18 protein-coding genes are annotated in these 16671 nt (G+C 68.6%); 7 read left to right on the forward strand and 11 right to left on the reverse strand.

The features are described from left to right. The 10 genes from ACYQ1Z_RS09300 to ACYQ1Z_RS09345 form a co-directional block, all read right to left on the reverse strand. Window positions 1-744: bifunctional heptose 7-phosphate kinase/heptose 1-phosphate adenyltransferase (locus tag ACYQ1Z_RS09300; RefSeq protein WP_459792228.1), on the reverse strand; the 744-nt coding region annotated here is incomplete at its 3' end. Then, complete coding sequence (locus ACYQ1Z_RS09305; protein ID WP_459792229.1) at window positions 741-2177, reverse strand: aldehyde dehydrogenase family protein; 1437 nt, start codon at window positions 2175-2177, stop codon at window positions 741-743. The genes ACYQ1Z_RS09305 and ACYQ1Z_RS09300, both read right to left, overlap by 4 nt. 55 nt (window positions 2178-2232) lie before the next feature. Beyond that, window positions 2233-2934: an SDR family oxidoreductase gene (locus tag ACYQ1Z_RS09310; protein WP_459792230.1), complete on the reverse strand. Its 702-nt coding sequence runs from the start codon at window positions 2932-2934 to the stop codon at window positions 2233-2235. A gap of 56 nt (window positions 2935-2990) precedes the next feature. Then, window positions 2991-4421 (reverse strand): PfkB family carbohydrate kinase, encoded by a 1431-nt coding sequence (locus ACYQ1Z_RS09315; RefSeq protein ID WP_459792231.1) that lies wholly within the window; start codon window positions 4419-4421, stop codon window positions 2991-2993. Then, window positions 4418-5128 (reverse strand): D-sedoheptulose-7-phosphate isomerase, encoded by a 711-nt coding sequence (locus tag ACYQ1Z_RS09320; protein WP_459792232.1) that lies wholly within the window; start codon window positions 5126-5128, stop codon window positions 4418-4420. The genes ACYQ1Z_RS09315 and ACYQ1Z_RS09320 overlap by 4 nt, the downstream gene beginning before the upstream one ends. Next, window positions 5125-6378, reverse strand: coding sequence for a glycosyltransferase (locus ACYQ1Z_RS09325; RefSeq protein WP_459792233.1), 1254 nt, complete (start codon window positions 6376-6378; stop codon window positions 5125-5127). The genes ACYQ1Z_RS09320 and ACYQ1Z_RS09325 overlap by 4 nt, the downstream gene beginning before the upstream one ends. Continuing rightward, a complete protein-coding gene (locus ACYQ1Z_RS09330) occupies window positions 6375-7409 on the reverse strand; it encodes a glycosyltransferase (RefSeq protein WP_459792234.1) in 1035 nt (344 codons plus the stop codon). Before ACYQ1Z_RS09330 ends, ACYQ1Z_RS09325 begins: the two co-directional genes overlap by 4 nt. Beyond that, window positions 7406-8494: a glycosyltransferase family 9 protein gene (locus ACYQ1Z_RS09335; RefSeq protein ID WP_459792235.1), complete on the reverse strand. Its 1089-nt coding sequence runs from the start codon at window positions 8492-8494 to the stop codon at window positions 7406-7408. The genes ACYQ1Z_RS09330 and ACYQ1Z_RS09335 overlap by 4 nt, the downstream gene beginning before the upstream one ends. Continuing rightward, window positions 8494-9030, reverse strand: coding sequence for a D-glycero-alpha-D-manno-heptose-1,7-bisphosphate 7-phosphatase (locus ACYQ1Z_RS09340; RefSeq protein WP_459792236.1), 537 nt, complete (start codon window positions 9028-9030; stop codon window positions 8494-8496). Before ACYQ1Z_RS09340 ends, ACYQ1Z_RS09335 begins: the two co-directional genes overlap by 1 nt. A gap of 264 nt (window positions 9031-9294) precedes the next feature. Further along, the gene (locus tag ACYQ1Z_RS09345; RefSeq protein ID WP_459792237.1) at window positions 9295-10203 is read right to left on the reverse strand and encodes a sigma-70 family RNA polymerase sigma factor; all 909 of its coding nucleotides are present in this window, start codon (window positions 10201-10203) and stop codon (window positions 9295-9297) included. A gap of 144 nt (window positions 10204-10347) precedes the next feature. Between ACYQ1Z_RS09345 and ACYQ1Z_RS09350 the strand changes: the two genes are divergently transcribed. Further along, the gene (locus ACYQ1Z_RS09350; protein WP_459792238.1) at window positions 10348-11388 is read left to right on the forward strand and encodes an NAD-dependent epimerase/dehydratase family protein; all 1041 of its coding nucleotides are present in this window, start codon (window positions 10348-10350) and stop codon (window positions 11386-11388) included. A gap of 83 nt (window positions 11389-11471) precedes the next feature. Here the strand turns inward: ACYQ1Z_RS09350 and ACYQ1Z_RS09355 are convergent, their stop codons facing one another. Then, on the reverse strand, window positions 11472-12065 hold the full coding sequence (locus ACYQ1Z_RS09355; RefSeq protein ID WP_459792239.1) for a hypothetical protein: 594 nt from the start codon (window positions 12063-12065) through the stop codon (window positions 11472-11474). 187 nt (window positions 12066-12252) lie between these two features. Here ACYQ1Z_RS09355 and ACYQ1Z_RS09360 point away from each other — a divergent pair, with 187 nt between their 5' ends. The 6 genes from ACYQ1Z_RS09360 (at window position 12253) to ACYQ1Z_RS09385 (ending at window position 16656) form a co-directional block, all read left to right on the forward strand. Then, complete coding sequence (locus ACYQ1Z_RS09360) at window positions 12253-13245, forward strand: hypothetical protein (RefSeq protein WP_459792240.1); 993 nt, start codon at window positions 12253-12255, stop codon at window positions 13243-13245. Beyond that, the gene (locus tag ACYQ1Z_RS09365; protein WP_459792241.1) at window positions 13245-13676 is read left to right on the forward strand and encodes a phage holin family protein; all 432 of its coding nucleotides are present in this window, start codon (window positions 13245-13247) and stop codon (window positions 13674-13676) included. The genes ACYQ1Z_RS09360 and ACYQ1Z_RS09365 overlap by 1 nt, the downstream gene beginning before the upstream one ends. Beyond that, window positions 13673-14335: a DUF3618 domain-containing protein gene (locus ACYQ1Z_RS09370; protein WP_459792242.1), complete on the forward strand. Its 663-nt coding sequence runs from the start codon at window positions 13673-13675 to the stop codon at window positions 14333-14335. Before ACYQ1Z_RS09365 ends, ACYQ1Z_RS09370 begins: the two co-directional genes overlap by 4 nt. 106 nt (window positions 14336-14441) lie before the next feature. Further along, window positions 14442-15653 carry a YihY/virulence factor BrkB family protein gene (locus ACYQ1Z_RS09375; protein ID WP_459792243.1) on the forward strand — a complete coding sequence of 404 codons (1212 nt, stop codon included), beginning with the start codon at window positions 14442-14444 and terminating at the stop codon, window positions 15651-15653. A gap of 437 nt (window positions 15654-16090) precedes the next feature. After that, window positions 16091-16348 carry a hypothetical protein gene (locus ACYQ1Z_RS09380; protein WP_459792244.1) on the forward strand — a complete coding sequence of 86 codons (258 nt, stop codon included), beginning with the start codon at window positions 16091-16093 and terminating at the stop codon, window positions 16346-16348. A gap of 128 nt (window positions 16349-16476) precedes the next feature. Next, window positions 16477-16656: a CsbD family protein gene (locus tag ACYQ1Z_RS09385; RefSeq protein ID WP_459792245.1), complete on the forward strand. Its 180-nt coding sequence runs from the start codon at window positions 16477-16479 to the stop codon at window positions 16654-16656. The last annotated feature ends 15 nt before the right edge of the window (window positions 16657-16671 follow it).

Here is a 16671-nt window from a genome sequence, read left to right on the forward strand (position 1 = left end):
GGCGTGCCCGCCCACCGCCTCGGCCCGCTCCTGGCCGTCGGGAAGCCGCCGGTCCAGCAGCCGCGCGGTTTCCTGCGCGTTCGGCGTTACCAGGTCCGGCTGCAGCGGAGCCCACGGGCGCGGGTCGTGCGAGTCGACCACCACCAGGGGCCGCCGTGTCCCGTCGTCACCGCCCGCCAGGACCCCTACCAGTCCGTCGTGCACCGGGCCGCCCAGGACACCGTTGCCGTAGTCGCAGACCAGCACGGCGTCCTGGCGTTCGACGACGGTCCGCACCGAAGCGGCCAGCGCCGCCAGGGCGTCGGCCGGGACGGTCCTGGCTGCGTCGTCGAGGCGCAGCATCACCTGGCCGCCGCTGCTGATCCGGATCTTGGTGGTGGTCACCATGTCCGGGTGGGAGTGCAGGTGCCGGACGTCGATGCCGGCCGCAACGAGCTGGTTCTTCAGGTCCACCCCGGCGTCGTCCGTGCCGATAATCCCCGCCACGGCAACCCTGGCCCCCAAGGCGGCGAGGTTCATCGCCGTGTTGGCGGCACCGCCCGGAACCGAGTCGCGTGTGTGGATGTCCACCACCGGGGCAGGGGCCTCCCGGCACAGCCGTTCGATGCTGCCGCTCCACCAGCCGTCCAGCATGACGTCGCCGATCACCAGGATGCGCGGTTCCTCGGCGGCGAGCCGGGCCGGGAGCCACTCGGACAGTGCCCGCTGGCTGGAGAGGTCCACTGCTTCGGGAGACGTGCTCATGGCCGGTCCTCCGCCTGGTGTTGCGCTGCCCGGGCCGGTGGCGCCTCGATGTGCACCACTTTCACCTGGCTGAATTCGTCCAGCAGCTCGGGCCCGTACCCGAACCCGTGGCCGCTTTCGCCGCGGGGCTGGGCGGCGCCGCCGGGCGCGCCGCCGAACACGGCGTTAACCTTGACGGTTCCCACCGGGAGGGCCGCCACCGCCTGCTGGATGTGGGCGATGTTGCCGCTCAGCACTGTGGCCGCGAGGCCATACTTGCCGCTGCACGCACGCTGCAGGCCGGCGTCGAACGTTTCCACTACCTGCACCGGTGCCACGGGGCCGAAGGTTTCCTCCGTCATCACCCGCATTTCGTCCGTGCAGTCCAGCAGCACGGTGGCGGGGTAGAACGAGCCCGGGCCGTCCGGGAGAGAACCGCCCGCCGTTGCCCGCGCACCCTTGTCCAGGGCGGCAGCAACCTGGGCGTGGACTTCGTCCCGCATGCGCAGGTCCACCAGGGGCGCAACGGCCCCGGCGCTGTTCCGCCGTTCAGCTTCGGCCGCCAGCGCGGTGCAGAACTCGTCCGCAATGGCCCGGTGGACATAGATCCGCTCCACGGCCGTGCAGATCTGTCCGCTGTTGCTGAAAGCGCCGATGGCGGCCTGTTCGGCGGCCCAGGCCGGGTCCACGTCGCTGTCCACCAGCAACGGATCGTTCCCGCCGTTTTCCCGGATCACGTGCGCCCCGGTCAGCGCCCCGGCCTGGGCGATCCGGGCGCCGGAAGCGCTGGAGCCCACATGGGCCAGCACGTCCACCTCGGCCCGGGTCAGCAACGCGCCTACGCCGGCCCCGCCTGAAACGGTGAGGAACACCCCGGCCGGGAAAGCGGGGGCGAGCACTTCGCCGAGTGCCTCGCCCAGGCGCGGGCAGCGTTCGCTCGGCTTGTGGATGACCGTATTGCCGGTGACCAGGGCCGCTCCGATCAACCCGCAGGCCACCGCCACGGGATCGTTCCACGGAGTCAGCAGGACCGCCACGCCGCGCGGCTCGGCCAACGTGTAGTCCGTGGCGAGCTGGCTGCCGCGGAGGCTGTGGCCACGGTGCACGGGCCCGAGTTCGGCGTACTGTTCCAGGGTGGAGACGCCGGCGGCAATCCCAGCCAGCGCTTCCTCCACCGGCCGGCCGGTTTCGCTGGCGTTCAGTCCGGCCAGTTCATGTGCTGCGGCATCCAGCGCCCTGGCGGCTGCACGGAGCGCAGCCCCCCGATCGGCGGGAGCTGTGGCGGCCCACTCGCCGGCGGCGCTGCGGGCCACCTCGACGGCATGGTTGACTGCACCGGGGTCGGTTTCGGGGACGGTCCAGAGGGTTTCCCCGGTTCGGGGGTCGCAGATGGTGATGCCGGCCGCGTCCCGGGTTCCGGGGGTTGCCGTTGTTTCGGTGGCTGTTGTGGGCATGGGGTTCCTCCCGTTGTTGATCTGGTCCGCCGGGCAGGGCCGGCGCAGGCAGCGCTTAGGGCCAGGAGCCCTCTTCCTCGTGGCAGACCAGCATTTCCCGGACCTCGCAACCCTTGGGCTGGGACAGCGCGAACAGGATGGCCTGTGCGGTGTTGGCAGGATCGTTAAGCCGGGAATCGTCCTGGGGCTTGTACTGTTCGGTGCGGTCATCGAAGAAGTGCGTCTTCATGCCGCCGGGAATCATGGTGGTCACGCCGATCTGTCCGCCGGTCTCGGCAGCGAGAGCGTGGCTGAAGCCCACCACACCGAACTTGGAGGCGCAGTAGGCCGTTGCGTCGGCCACCGCGCGCTTGCCCAGCGTGGAGGCGACGGTGACCACGCGGCCGTGCGTCTCCTTGAGGTAGGGCAGGGCGGCGCGCACGACGGACACGGTGCCCATCAGGTTCACGCCGATGACCTTTTCCCACTCTGCCGCTTCGACGTCAGCGAGCTTGCCGCAGCGGTCGATGCCCGCGGCCGTCACCACTGCATCGAGCCCGCCGAGGGTCTCCGCGGCTTCGCGCACCACGGTTTCCACGGCCGGACGGTCCGCGACGTCCACTTCGAAGGCCTTCACGCCGGACACGCTGCTGATGTCGCGGTCCAGCACCACGGGGGTGCCGCCGGCCTTGAGGACGGCTTCGACGACGGCGGCGCCCAGTCCGGAGGCACCTCCGGTTACCAGGACACGGCCGGGCGTTGTGGAATCTGCAGTCATGGTGTTCCTTTCAAAAGGGGGATACAAAACGTTGATAGGACTCGGACCGGCCGGCGTCAGCTGACCTTGGCGAGCGCGTCGGCCAGCCCCGTGGTGGACCGGGCGGGGTGGAACGGCACTGTGACGCAGCGGCCGCCCCAGCTTTCCACCAGGTCCGATTCGGGAAGCCGGGCGCCCTTGTAGTCGCCGCCCTTGACCCAGATATCGGGGCGCAGCCGCTCCAGGGCGGCCTCGGGGGTGTCCTCGTCGAAGACCAGGACGGCGTCCACGCACTCCATGGCAAGGAGCAGTTCCGCCCGGTCGTGCTGGCCGATGATGGGGCGTTCGGGACCTTTGAGCCGGCGCACCGATTCGTCTGAGTTCAGGCAGACGATCAGGCAGTCCCCCAGTTCGCGGGCAGCACCCAGCGAGCGGACGTGCCCGGCGTGCAGGAGGTCGAAGCAGCCGCCGGTGGCCACCACCGTTCCGCCGTTGGCTCGAACGGTCCGGGCGAGCAGCAGCGGTTCGGTGGGGCGGCGGCCAGCAGAGCCCGGCAGCGGGGTGGGAGCGGACCCGGCTTCCGCCGTGTCCGGGCCCGTGGTGCGGTCCGGCAGGGCCGATACTCCGCCCGCGGCGAGGAAGTCGGCGGCATCGTGCACTGCGAGTTCGGCTGCCTCTTCCAGGGACCTGCCCGCCAGCAGGTGGACAGCCAGGCCCGCGGCCAGGCGGTCACCCGCGCCGCAGGGGTCCCCGGCTTCCACCCGCGGCGCAGGGACCGGGTGCGGCGCCGGGTCGCCGGCACGCACCAGGACAGCACCCTGTTCGCCCTTGGTGACCAGGACGGCACGGCTGCCCCAGTGCTCCAGCAGGACCCGGCCCACTACAGCGGCCTGGTCCTGGTCCCCACCGCCGTCCTGCGCAGCGGTGTGCGCCAAGGACTGGGCGGCCTTGACGGCCTCGGACAGGTTGGGCGTCACGACGGCGACACCGGGAACCGGCGCCGGGCCGGACGGGTGCGGGTCCCAGACAACGGGAACCCGGTCCGCGACCCGGGCCAGGAGTTCGCGCAGCTGCGGGTTGGCGGCCACCCCCCTGCCGTAATCGGCCACAATGACCACGCCGGCGTCCTCAACGGCCTGCAGCATCGCGTGACTGGCCTCGGGCACGGGCGGCTTTTCGCAGCCCTGGTCGAACCGGACCACGGCATGCGAGCCCGCCCGGACCCGCGTCTTCACCGGCGACGGATGCCCGCTGGGTCCTGCGACGAGGCGCACCCCGGCGAGGTGGCCGCGCAGCTGCCGTCCGGCGTCGTCATCGCCAAGCACCGTCACCAGGGTGACGGGCCAGCCGTCCTCGGCGAGCATGCGGGCCACGAGTCCTGCCCCGCCGGCACGACGGCGGACGGCCGAGACGTCCACCACCGGCACTGGAGCGTCGGGGCTGAGCCGGGTGGCCTCGCCGGAGAGGTCCACGTCCAGCATGACATCGCCAACCACCACAATCCTCATGGCCGGCCACCTCCGACTGCGGGGCTGCCCACGGCAGGGCTGCGCCGGGCGACTTCCAGGTCGAAGGCGCGGCACAGGGCGTGCAGGGCAATCAGGTGCCCTTCCTGGGCGTTCGCGTTCGGGGCATCAATCATGACCGCCTCGTCGCAGGCGTCCGCGAGCGGGTTGGGCCCCGCCCCCGTGAGTGCCCAGGTGGTGATGTTCAGCCGGCGGGCGGCCTCGGCGGCACGCAGCAGGTTGGGGCTCTTGCCGCTGGTGGACAGGAGCATCAGGACGTCCCCGGAGCGGCCGTGTGCGCGCACCTGCCGGGCGAAGACGTCGTCGTACCCGTAATCGTTGGCGATGGCCGTGACCGCGGAGGATTCGGCGTGCAGCGAGATGGCGGAGAACGGGACACGTTCGCCGTCGAACCTTCCGACCAGTTCGGCGGTGAGGTGCTGCGCCTCGGCCGCGGAGCCGCCGTTGCCTGCGGCGAGGAGCCGTTGGCCGCGCAGCAGCCGCTGCGCCAGTTCCACGCCCCAGGCGGCAAGCCTGCCTGACTGGCTGCGGAGCGAGTCCAGTGCCGGCACCACGTTCTCCAGGTGGATGCGCACCGCGTCGGCACTTTCCGGGTCAACGAACGCGGCGCCCGGCAGGACGGCGGGCAGCGGGGGTGCGGTGGCGAGCGCCCTCAGGTCGGATTCCCGCAGGGACCATTCAGCAGTCACAGTGCTGCTCCTTCCATCGGGACGGCGCCGGCGGGGGTCTCCGCCACGGCAAGCTGGTAGGCCTTCTCGGTTTCGGCGGCCACCCGGTCCCAGGAGTAGCGGGTCCGGGCACGCTGCTGGCCGGCCTGTCCGAGTTCGGCGCGCAGGGCGGGGTCCTCGAGCAGCATGGCGAGGGCAGAGGCGATGGCTTCCGGGTCGCGGGGCGGCACGTGCAGGCCGGTGGCACGGTCCACCACCGTGTCCCGCAGCCCGCCCACGGCGGCAGCCACAACGGGGACGCCGCAGGCCATGGCCTCGAGCGGGACGATCCCGAACGGTTCGTACCAGGGCGCGCAGACGACGGCATCGGCGCTGCGGAAGATGCCGGGCATTTCCGCCCGTGACACCTGGCCCTGCAGCGACACCTGGTCCGCAACACCCAGCTCCGCGGCGAGGTCGAGCAGGCGCCGCACCTCGGGGTCCGTGTGCAGGGCACCGGTGTCCCCGCCGCCGCCCACAATGAGGAGTTCGACGTCGTTGAAGCCGGCCTCGCGCAGGTACGGCAGGGCGCGGATCACCAGGTCCACGCCTTTGCGCGGCACCAGCCGGCCGACGGACAGGATCCGGTGCCGGCGGGGGCGGCCAGCGGCAGGTCCGTCGGCGGAGAAGAAGCCGAGGTCCACACCGCAGGGAGCGATGGAAATCTTGCCCGTGGGAATGCCCATGGCCTTGAGCTCAAACACCTCGTCGGAGCAGGTGGCGATGATCCGGTCCGCGGAACGCCCCACCCCCGGTTCCAGCCAGACGCGCTCGGCGGGGCTTGTGTCTTCGGCGCCCTGGTGCCGCCGCTTCACGGTGCCCAGGGCGTGGAAAGTCTGGACCATCGGGACGCGGTAACCGGCGTCGGGGCGCCGGGCGGCATCGAGGGCCGCGAGCCCGGACATCCAGAAGTGCCCGTGCACCACGTCCGGCGGCCGCTGCCCCCAGTCCTTGGCCACCCCGTCGGCAAGCTCCCCCATGAAGGGCAGCAACTCGTCCTTGGGGACATGCCGGGCAGGGCCGGCGTCGACATGGACCACCTCGAACCGGCGCCCGACGCGTACCCGGGCGGGAAGCTCCGTTGCATCCCGGCGGGTGTAGACGGTGACGTGGTGTCCGCGCCTGGCGAGCGCCTCGGACAGCGCGGCAACATGGACGTTCTGCCCGCCGGCATCGACTCCGCCCAGCGCCGCCAGAGGACTGGCGTGCTCGGAGATCATGGCGATCTTCATGAAATCTTCCTCTCTCCAGCCGGAACAAGGATCCGCTCGTCCGGGTGCTTGGTGGTGGAATGGGCGTGCACTCCACGCAGGTCCCCCAGCAGTTCGTCCCACCTGGCCTGGAACTTCCCCAGCCCGTACCGTTCCAGCGCCGCCTCACGCGCGGCGAGGCCCCGCCGTCGTGCCTCCTCCGGATTGTCAACCAGCCGCCGCGCACAGCGGAGCAGCTCGTCGATGTCCGCGGACACGACGCCGGCTTCCGCCGGTACCGCCCGGGGCGCCTCGGTAGTGGCCAGCACCACCACCGGCATGCCCAGGTGCATGGCCTCGAGGAGGGAGAGCCCCAGGGACGTCCAGCGCATGGGGTGGACGTAGACGCGGCAGCGCGCCAGTTCACGGTGGAGTTCCTGGGTTTTGAGATCCCCGCGCGGGGTGAGCCGGGCGGTGTCGATTCCGGTGGCGGCGGCCAGGCCTTCCGTCTTCATCCCGAACACCTGCAGGGGCGCCACGGAGGCAAAGTCGGGCAGCAGGTCCGTACCCGTGACCCGGCCGCGGCGGACCGGCTCGTTGACCACCACGCCCAGCTCGGGCAGTTCACCGGAATAAAGGTGCCCGGGGTCCGGGATCCCGTGTTCGATGACTTTGGTGGGCGCGGAGCCGTTGTCCCAGGCGAGCCTGTTGAAGTGCGTCACGTGGATCACGGGGATGGTGTTCTGGTCCGCGAGCGGATGCCGGATGTTGGGGAAATCCCCTTTGGGCGTGTTGTGCTCCACGAAGACCGCAGGCAGGTCGATGCCCGGCGTCCGCCCCAGCAGACGGGCCACCTCCGCGATTTCTTCCGGCCGCTGCAGGACGACGGCGTCGACGGCGTCCGCGTCCAGTGCGGCCAGGTCCACCTCCCGCACCGAGGCAGGCCAGTCCCTGCCGGCGCGGCCCAGTCCCCAGGCACCACCTCCCGGCAGGACAGGAAGCAGGTACTCATGACGGCCGCGGACAAAGGCGTCCGTCCAGGAACCGTGGACATGCCAGAGCAGGATTCTCATCTGTTGCGGGCCTTTCTACGGGTACTGACGTGGGTGCTGAGGGAGCTCACTCCGCCGATCAGCCGTTCGACCGCAGCCACCACTTCCTCCGGGGAGACGGAGTCGAGGCAGGGGTGGCCGGGGACGGGGCAGACCCTGGCGCGCGTCATCCGGCAGGGGGCGTTCTGGTCGCCCAGGAGTTCAAGCGGAACCCCGTAGGGCGCCCAGCGGATGGCCGGAACGACGGGCGAGAAGAGGCTGACCACCGGTGTGCCGACGGCGGCGGCCAGGTGCGCGGGGCCCGTATTTCCCGTGACAACGGCCTGGGCCCCGGCCATAACGCCGGACATCGTGGCGAGGTCGGTGCGTCCGCCGAGGTCGAGGGCGGACGGGCCCGCGACGGTGGCGGTCAGGGACGTCTCGTTAGGTCCGCCGGTGACCACCACGCGGTGCCCGGCGCCCTGCAGGAGTTCGACGGCGGCCGCGTGGTGCAGCGGCGGCCAGGCCCGGGCGGGGACGGCCGCACCGGGGTGGACCACCACATACGGTTCGGTGCCGACCAGGTCCTGCACGTCCGGCGCAGGCAGCACGCGGAGCTTGCCGTCGTCGCCCGCCGGAAGCCGGAACCCGGCAGCTTCCGCTATGCCGAGCGCGCGCTCCGCCTCGGGCTGGTCCTCGGGGAAGTCCTCGCCCGGTTTCAGCCGGACATCAAGCAGTGAGCCGGCGTAGTCGGTGGATGCCCCGGTGATGCGCTCCACGCCGGCCAGCCGGAGCAGCAGTGCCAGCGGAAGCGGGGACTGGTGGAAGGACGTCAGGATGACGGCTTCGGTGATCCTGGAGTTGCGGACGTAATCGATCAGGCGGTCGGCGTGCGGGCCGGTCATTCTCGGCGCCGGGTTCATGATCCAGGGGCCGTCCCAGCTGTAGACCTCCGCCACTCCCGGCAGCAGCCCGGCCGCTGCCTCCCCTTGCCTGCCGCAGAGCATCACCACATGGTTCGCGCCGCTGCCGTCCCGGGTCCGGCCGTTCGCCACCGCCCGGACAGCGGGCCCGGCCAGGAGGACATCGCCCATGCTGTCCAGGCGGGCCACCAGGACGCTGCCCATCAGGGCGTCCCCTGCAGCAGGCCGACGGCGGCCGCCAGGTCCGGGGCGACCAGCCGTGCCGCAGCCACTTCCTCTGCCCGGGTCACCGGGGTGGGAACCAGCACGCCTGTTGCTCCGGCGGCTTCCGCGGCCCCGACGTCGGCGCCGATGTCGCCGATCAGGGCAGCCTCCGATTCCGGGATGCCCAGCTTGCGGCAGGCGCTGTGCACCATTCCCGGCCGGGGTTTGCGGCAGGTGCAGCCGTCCTGCTCGGAGTGCGGGCACACCTCCCACACGTCGAAGGGGCCCAGGAGTTCTTCCACCCGGGCGTTGACCTCCGCCACCTCGGCCTCGGTGATGAAGCCGCGGGCTATCCCGGACTGGTTGCTGATGACCCCGGTGGCGATGCCTTCGGCGCGCAGGCTGTCCAGCACGGCTTTGGCGCCCGGCACGGGTGTGACCAGCGCCGGGTTTCCGTTGTACGGCACATCGATTACCAGGGTTCCGTCCCGGTCGAACAGGACAGCACGGAACTTGGACGTTTCGGGGCTTCCCATATCCACCCTGTTCCCTCCTCCCGCTGCTCCTAAACAGGGCCGCGGGCTTTTCTCTGCTTCGGCGCGGGGAAAGTTCTACGCCGCTGAACAGGCAAGATAGGAATTCACTGGTCCCTTGCGCTTCTGCTGCCGGGCGCAGGACCACCTTCCTCCGGCGCAGCCGGATCCAATGACAGACGGATGGTTCAGCGGCCCTTGCACCCTCCTGGTGCCCGGCCGGCCTGCGTGTCAGGCCGGATTGGCTGCTCAGGCCGGATTGGCTGCTCAGGCCGGATTGGCTGCGCCCTGGGCCGCCCGGAGCGGGGCGGCGGAGCGGACGGCACGGCCGGTCCTGGCGGCGCGCCCCTGCCGCGGCGCCATGCCCTCAACCGGGGCGCCGAGGCGGGAGCTGCTTTCAAGCCGGCGCTGGAGTTCCACGAGGACCCGGGCAAGCCGGCGGGAAACCTGCATCTGGGACATGCCCAGGCGCTTGCCCAGCTGCACCTGCGTCTCCTCGCAGAAGTAGCGGCGGTACAGCAGTTCCCGGTCCGAAGCATCAAGGTCCTGCATGGCGTCGCGCAGGCAGGCCAGGTCCTCCAGCCGTTCCAGCGGCGTTTCGGGGCAGGCCAGGACCTCCCCAATGGAGGGCGCGTCCGACTGCGGATTCACGGCATCAAGCGAGTCCGGGTGCATGCTGCTCGACGCCGAGATGGCTTCCTGTACCTCCGCCGGATCGGTTCCCAGTTCACCGGCAAGCTCTTCAACGCTGGGGTTCCGCCCCAGCGCCTGGGTCAGCTCCGGCTCGGCGCGGAAGAGCCTGGTCCGGAGGTCCTGGATATGCCGTGGCGGGCGTACAACCCAGGTCCGGTCCCGGAGGTACCTCTTCAGCTCACCGGTGATGGTGGGCGCCGCGTAGGCGGGGAAGCTCTCGCCCTTGGACTGGTCGAACCCACGGGCTGCCTTGACCAGGCCGAGGTAGGCCACCTGGTTGAGGTCGGCCCGCTCACGGCCCCGCGCCTCAAAGCGTCCCGCGAGGGCCTCGGCCAGGTCCAGGTAGCTGAGGACCAGGTCGTTTTCAAAGGTTTCCCGCAGCCGCCCCGCTGACGCCGGAGTCGGTTTTACCTGCGGTTGTTCTGGTTGTTGTGGAAGGACTGGCGTAGCATGCACGGCAAGCGCGGCTAATGATTTGGGCATTGTCGTTGGTTCCCTCGGTCGGTTCCGAAAGCCTGCGGCAAGACTTAGAAGTAGGAAATCATAAGGTTGCTTATAAAACAATCCTTCCGCACTGTAGGCTCGGGTCAGCAGCGGTCTTGACCCCACGCCGCCGAGGAGTCCTTCATGCGCATCGCCATCACCGGAGCAAGCGGAAACGCGGGGACCGCCCTGCTGCGCAGGCTCCAGACGGAAATGTCCCGGCACCCCGGAAGCCTGGAACTGACGGGAATCAGCCGCCGGCCGCCGGATACGTCCCGCGAACCCTACACCGGGGTCAGCTGGCACCTGCTGGATATCGGGCGGGAGCAGGACCAGCCCCTGCTGGAGGAAGCCCTTCGCGGCGTGGACGCCGTGGTGCACCTGGCGTGGCAGATCCAGCCCAACCGGGACCTGGAGCAGCTGTACCGGACAAACGTGGCAGGTACACGGAATGTCCTGGCGGCAGCCAGGGCGGCAGGCGTCAAGCAGGTCGTCTGCGCGTCGTCCGTCGGCGCCTACAGCAAGGCACCCAAGGACCGGCGCATGGACGAGTCATGGCCGACGGCGGGCATGGCCGGCTCGCACTACAGCCGGCACAAGGCGGAGCAGGAGAAGCTCCTTGACGAGTTCGCGGCGGCGGAACCGGGAATTGCGGTGGCACGGCTCCGGCCCGCCCTGATCTTCCAGCCTGAGGCAGGGAGCGAGATTGGCAGGTACTTCCTGGGGCGCCTGCTTCCCCGGCTCCTGCCGGGGCGGCTCCGGATTCCCATCCTCCCCGCGCCGGACAGCCTCATCTTCCAGGCCGTCCACGCGGACGATGTCGCGGATGCCTACTGGCGGACCCTGGACCAGCGTGCCAGCGGTGCCTTTAATATTGCCGCCGAACCGGTCCTTGACCCACAGGAACTCGCCCGGATCCTCGGCGCGCGCAGGATCCTGCCCATCCCGATGGGACTGCTCCACAAGCTCGTTGGCTTGGCTTGGCACCTCCGGCTGGTGCCCACCGACTCCGGCTGGATCGAAATGGCAGCCGGAGCACCGGTGATGGACACCGGACGCGCCCGCCGGATCCTGGGGTGGGAACCAACCATCTCCTCGGTGGATGCCGTCAAGGCGGTTCTCGAAGGCATGGGACAGGGGAAGGGCGTCAGCCCCTCCCCCGTCCTCAAGCCCCGCCGGCCCTGACGCGCAGCCTTAGGCGCCACCTCGCAGCCTCGGGCGCCATTTCACTGCCCCGTCCGTGATTCATGAACCGGGGCCGCTTACGCCTAGATGCCGTCCCGGGGCCTTTCCCGGTCGCGGCGCAACACTTCCTCCCGCGCCGCGTCAGCCCGAGCGGCATCGGTGGGCCCAGTCCCGGCGCGTTCGGTCCCCGTCTGCTGAGTCCCCGTCTGCCGAGTCCCCGTCTGCTGAGCCTCGGCCCGCTGAGTCTCGGTGCGGGCAGCGTCCGGGCGGCCAGCATCCTGGGACAGGTCACCGCGGCGATCATCATCATGTCCCCTCCTGCTGCCGTCCGCGCCAAAATCGGGGTCCACTTCATCGGCCTTGCGGGTCCGGTCTGCAACGTCCGCGCGCAGCGACTGGGCTTCCTGGGCTGTTGCGTCCGCTTCCTGGCGGAGGCGTGCCGCGTTCACCTGGGCCTGCTCGGCGTCCGCACGCGCACGGGCGGCCTTGGCCTCGCGTTCACGCGCGTCGAGTTCCATGTTTTCCGCTTCCCTGCGGATTTCAGCAGCCTTCTCCCGTTGCACCTGATCCCGCTTTTCCTGTATCGCCTTCCGCCGCCGGCCGGTCACCAGCAGCAGCACAATCAGGACCAGCGCAACTACGGCTATAACCACCCACACCCACGGAGCTGTTTCCACACTTCCCACCACTTTCCACTTCGACGTGACCGGGCAAGCAAGCGCTTTTCCGGCTGACACTTCTGGAACCGTTATAACTCGCTTAGCAAGGGTACTTACCTTTTATTAGTAATCATGCTTATTATTTTACGGCCAGTATTGCTGGTTCTTGATCAACAACCGGCCTTCTTGGAAAGAGAGAGCGAAGATGACAGAGAACCAATGGCCCGAGGACCCCGCTTACACGGCTCCCCCGGCCAGCACCGGAATTCCGGGCGAGCGTACCGCCGCCACCTTCCCCGCCACGGCTCCCCAAACCGGACTGCCGCAGACGGGTGACACCTCGACGTCCAAGAAGGATGCCGCCAAAGAAGAAGCAGCAGATGTGGCCCGTACCGCGAAGGACTCTGCCCAGACTGTCGCGCAGACAGCCAAGGAAGAAGTTGCGAACGTAGCGGCGGAAGCGAAGTACAACGCAAAGGACCTGCTTGACCAGGCCCGTACCGGCCTGACCAGCCAGGCGGGCACGCAGCAGCAGAAGGCTGCGGAAGGAATCCGCACTATTTCCAGCCAGCTGCAGAGCATGGCGAACGCACCGGACCAGCAGGGCATGGCGAGCGACCTCGTCCGGCAGGCTGCGGACCGTGCCTCCTCCGTGGCCTCCTGGCTTGAGGCCAGGCAGCCCGGCGACCTTCTTGATGAGGTCCAGCGTTTCGCCCGTAACCGCCCGGGCACGTTCCTGCTGCTGGCTGCCGGTGCAGGCGTCCTGGCAGGCCGGCTCACCCGCGGCCTCACTGCGGGTGCACCGGAAGGCACCGCTACGTCCGGCCGTGCAGCGGGCCTTTCCGGCCAGTACTCCGCCACCCCCTACACGGGAACCCAATACTCCGGAACGGAATACGGCGACCAGTACAGCGAGTCTTACCGTCCGGCCGGCGGCACCGTACCGCCTCCGCCGGTCCAGCTGCCCGGCCCGGCCACGACCACGGCGGGTTACGACGGCGGCGCGCCCGGCAGCGGCTCCGCGGAACCCGCGCGTCCCGCCAGCCCGTTGGACAGCCCGCAGCTTGTAGAAGAACCCTGGTCCGGGAACCGGATTTCCGACGACCCCCTGCGTGACCGGGACCTTGCTGATGACCCGATGGCCGGCGATCCCCTTACCCGGGACCGCAACGCGGACGGCCAGTCCGGCAGGCTGTGATGAGTAGCCAGATTCCTGAGATGCCGCCGAGTGAGGCGCATCAGAAGGCCGATAACGCCTCGCTGGGTGAGCTCCTGGGTGATGTGACCCGGGACCTGTCCACCCTGATGCGCCAGGAAGTGGAACTGGCCAAGGCAGAACTCAAACAGTCCGCCACCCGCGCCGGGAAAGGTTCCGGCATGCTCGCCGGAGCCGGCGTCGCCGGCCACTTCGTCCTGATCTTCCTGTCCCTGGCCCTGATGTTCGCCCTCGGCGCCCTCATGCCACTGGGCTGGGCCGCCGTGATCGTCGCCGTGATCTGGGGCATCGCCGCAGCCATCCTGGCCTCCATCGGCCGGAAGGAACTCAAACAGATCAAGGGCCTGCCCCAAACGGGCGAAACACTCTCCGAAATCCCCCCAACCCTAAAACCAGGTGAGGTAAACCGATGAGCGAGAACCCGGACGCAATCCGCCAAGACATAGAAGCCACCCGGGCACGCCTGGGCACCAACGTCGACGCCGTCGCGGACAAAGTCACCCCGTCCAACATCGTCCACCGCCAGACCGACAAGCTCAAAGACGCCGTCACCGGCGTAAAGGAGAAAGTCATGGGAGCAGCAGACCACGCCACCGTACGCGCACAAGACCGCCTGCATTCCGGTGCCGGGCACACCTCCGACGCCCTGCACTCCACCGGCGACACCCTCCACGACGCCAAAGACAACGTCTCGGCCAAACTCAGCGACGCCGGCACCGCGATCTCCCACACCCCGGACCAGGTCAAAGCCAAAACCCAGGGCAACCCCCTCGCCGCCGGCCTGATCGCCTTCGGCGCCGGACTGCTCGTCTCATCCCTGATCCCGCCAAGCCAGAAAGAACGCGAAGCCGCGGACCAACTCAAAACCGCAGCCCAGCCCCTGGCCACCCAGGTCACCGACGCCGCCAAAGACATGGTCCAGGACCTCAAGGAACCCGCCATGGAAGCAGTGGAAAACGTCAAGGCCACCGCCACCGACGCAGCCCAACACGTCAAAACCGAAGGCCAACACGCCGCCACCGACGTCAAGGACCGCGCCACCGACGCCAAAGACCACGTCCAAAACACCTGACCCGGGTCCACGCGGCAACGCAAGGCAACTGCATGAACGACAGGCCGGCTCCGCCCACCCGCGGAGCCGGCCTGCCGGCCTTAACCCCTGATCGAGAGGACACATCATGGCCACTCACGACTCATCCGAAACCAGCACGGCCAAGGCGGGCCAGGCGCCGGATCCAAACGACTCGCGCAAGCCGGACAGCCCCAGGGAACTGGACAAGCCGAACTGGAAATACATCACCAAAAAGACGCTGCGCGAGTTCAACAAGGACCAGTGCCCTGACCTCGCCGCAGCCCTGACCTACTACGCGGTGTTGTCGCTCTTCCCGGCCATCCTGGCCCTGGTGTCCCTGGTCGGTATTTTTGGGGACCCCCAGAAAACCACGGATGCACTCCTGCAGATCATCAAGGGCTTCGTTCCGGCCGAGACTGTCTCCACAGTCGGCGGAGTCGTGGAAGACCTGGCCAATGCACCGGCCGCGGGATTCACCCTGGTCATCGGCCTTGCCACCGCCCTGTGGTCGGCTTCGGGTTACGTGGGGGCTTTCGGGCGGGCCATGAACCGTATCTATGAAGTTGATGAGGGCCGGCCATTCATCAAGCTGCGTGGCACGATGCTGGTTGTGACCCTCCTGTCCGTGGTCATCATCGCCATCCTTGCCGGCATGCTGGTGTTGAGTGGGCCCGTCTCGGAGGCAGTGGGCGGCCTCATCGGACTCAGCGGCGTTTTCCTCGCTGTCTGGAACATCGCCAAATGGCCCGTGATGGTGGCCCTCATCATTGTCATCATCGCCGTGCTCTACTACGCCACTCCCAACGTGAAGCAGCCCAAATTCAAGTGGATGAGCATGGGCTCGGGCATCGCCCTGTTCGTCTTTGTGCTCGCCTCGGTCGGGTTCGGTTTCTACGTGGGCAATTTCGGCAACTACAACAAGACCTACGGCGCCCTGGGCGGCGTGATCGTGATGCTGCTGTGGCTCTGGATCCTGAACATGTCCCTGCTCTTCGGCGCCGAATTTGATGCCGAGATGGAACGCGGCCGCCAGCTGCAGGCCGGAATCAAGGCGGAAGAGACCATCCAGCTTCCTCCGCGGGACACCAAGAAGAGCGAAAAGCTCCAGGCGCAGGAGGAAGAGGACATCCGGCACGGCCGCGAGCTCCGTGAAAAGTACGCTGCACAGCAGGATGGACAGAACGGCGGCGGCGTCGGCTCCGGCCGGGAGGCGGACGCCGCAGAAACAGAGCCCCACCGTGAACGCGTCCGTGACAAGGTACGCGAACGGAACCACCTTGGTGCCGACAGTGACGGGAAGGACCACGGCATCCACTGATCGACGGGAGAGCCGGCTTCACCAGAGGCGCAGCGGCCGCTTTGCATACCTGCGGCAGCCCCTGCGCCTCTTGCCGTGCCATGGGGACTTTCGCAGGTACTGGAACTTCCGCAAGTACAGGGACATTCGGAAGTACTAGGCAGGACCGGCAAGATGGGGGAAAATTAAAGACAGGTCCAGTTGAAGTTTCCCGGGTTTACAAGGGGCCCGGGATCAAGGCGGGGCCGGCGGTGAGATGGCCTCTTCTGAGACCGAGGCCAGTCCCCCCAGTCGCCGTCGGCCCCCTCGCCTGAATGGAAAGACCTAAGGGTCCCGTAACTGGACAAAGTGATCACGGCTGCTTTACCTTCATGACTACTCTGCTGGCTCCGTTTTGGTGCCGGCAGGGCCGCTGAAGCAGATACGGCGGGATCACTGTCGACCCTAAATGAGCGGACATGCCTGCTACACACTTTGAAGATTTTCTTGCCGAAGCAGTCGTCCCGGACAGGGAGCCCGGACTGGGCCTCGGACGCGACGAGCTCTACGGGCTTTACACCAGCTGGTGCCTGATCCACAAAGCGCAACTGCAACCACCCGATGCGCTGTGGGAGGCGCTGACGGACCAGGGAATTAATCCGGACAGCAACAACCTGTCCATGACGGGTCCCGCTGCCGCGGACTACATCGTGGCCAGCGCTCCGCCACTGGTCTGACCCTCCCGGACCCGGAGTGCAGGCCCGCCGGCGCTGCGGCCCTGTTGAAGCGCAGCCCGGCTGGCTAGCATGGGGCTATGGCCGGCGGAAGCGTATTTCACCGGCCACCAGCCGAAGGGAGCAACACCATGGGTTTGGATGACAAGATCGATAACGCCGCCGAGAAGTTGGGCGGCAAGGCCAAAGAGGCAGCCGGCCGGGCCACGGATGACGAAAGCCTCCGGACCGAAGGCCAGATGCACCAGGCAAAGGCCGACCTGAAGCAGGCCGGCGAGAAGGTTAAGGACGCCTTCCGGAAAGAAGATTAGGCCTTCCGGAAACGG

It is taken from the genome of Arthrobacter sp. AD-310, assembly GCF_054656615.1.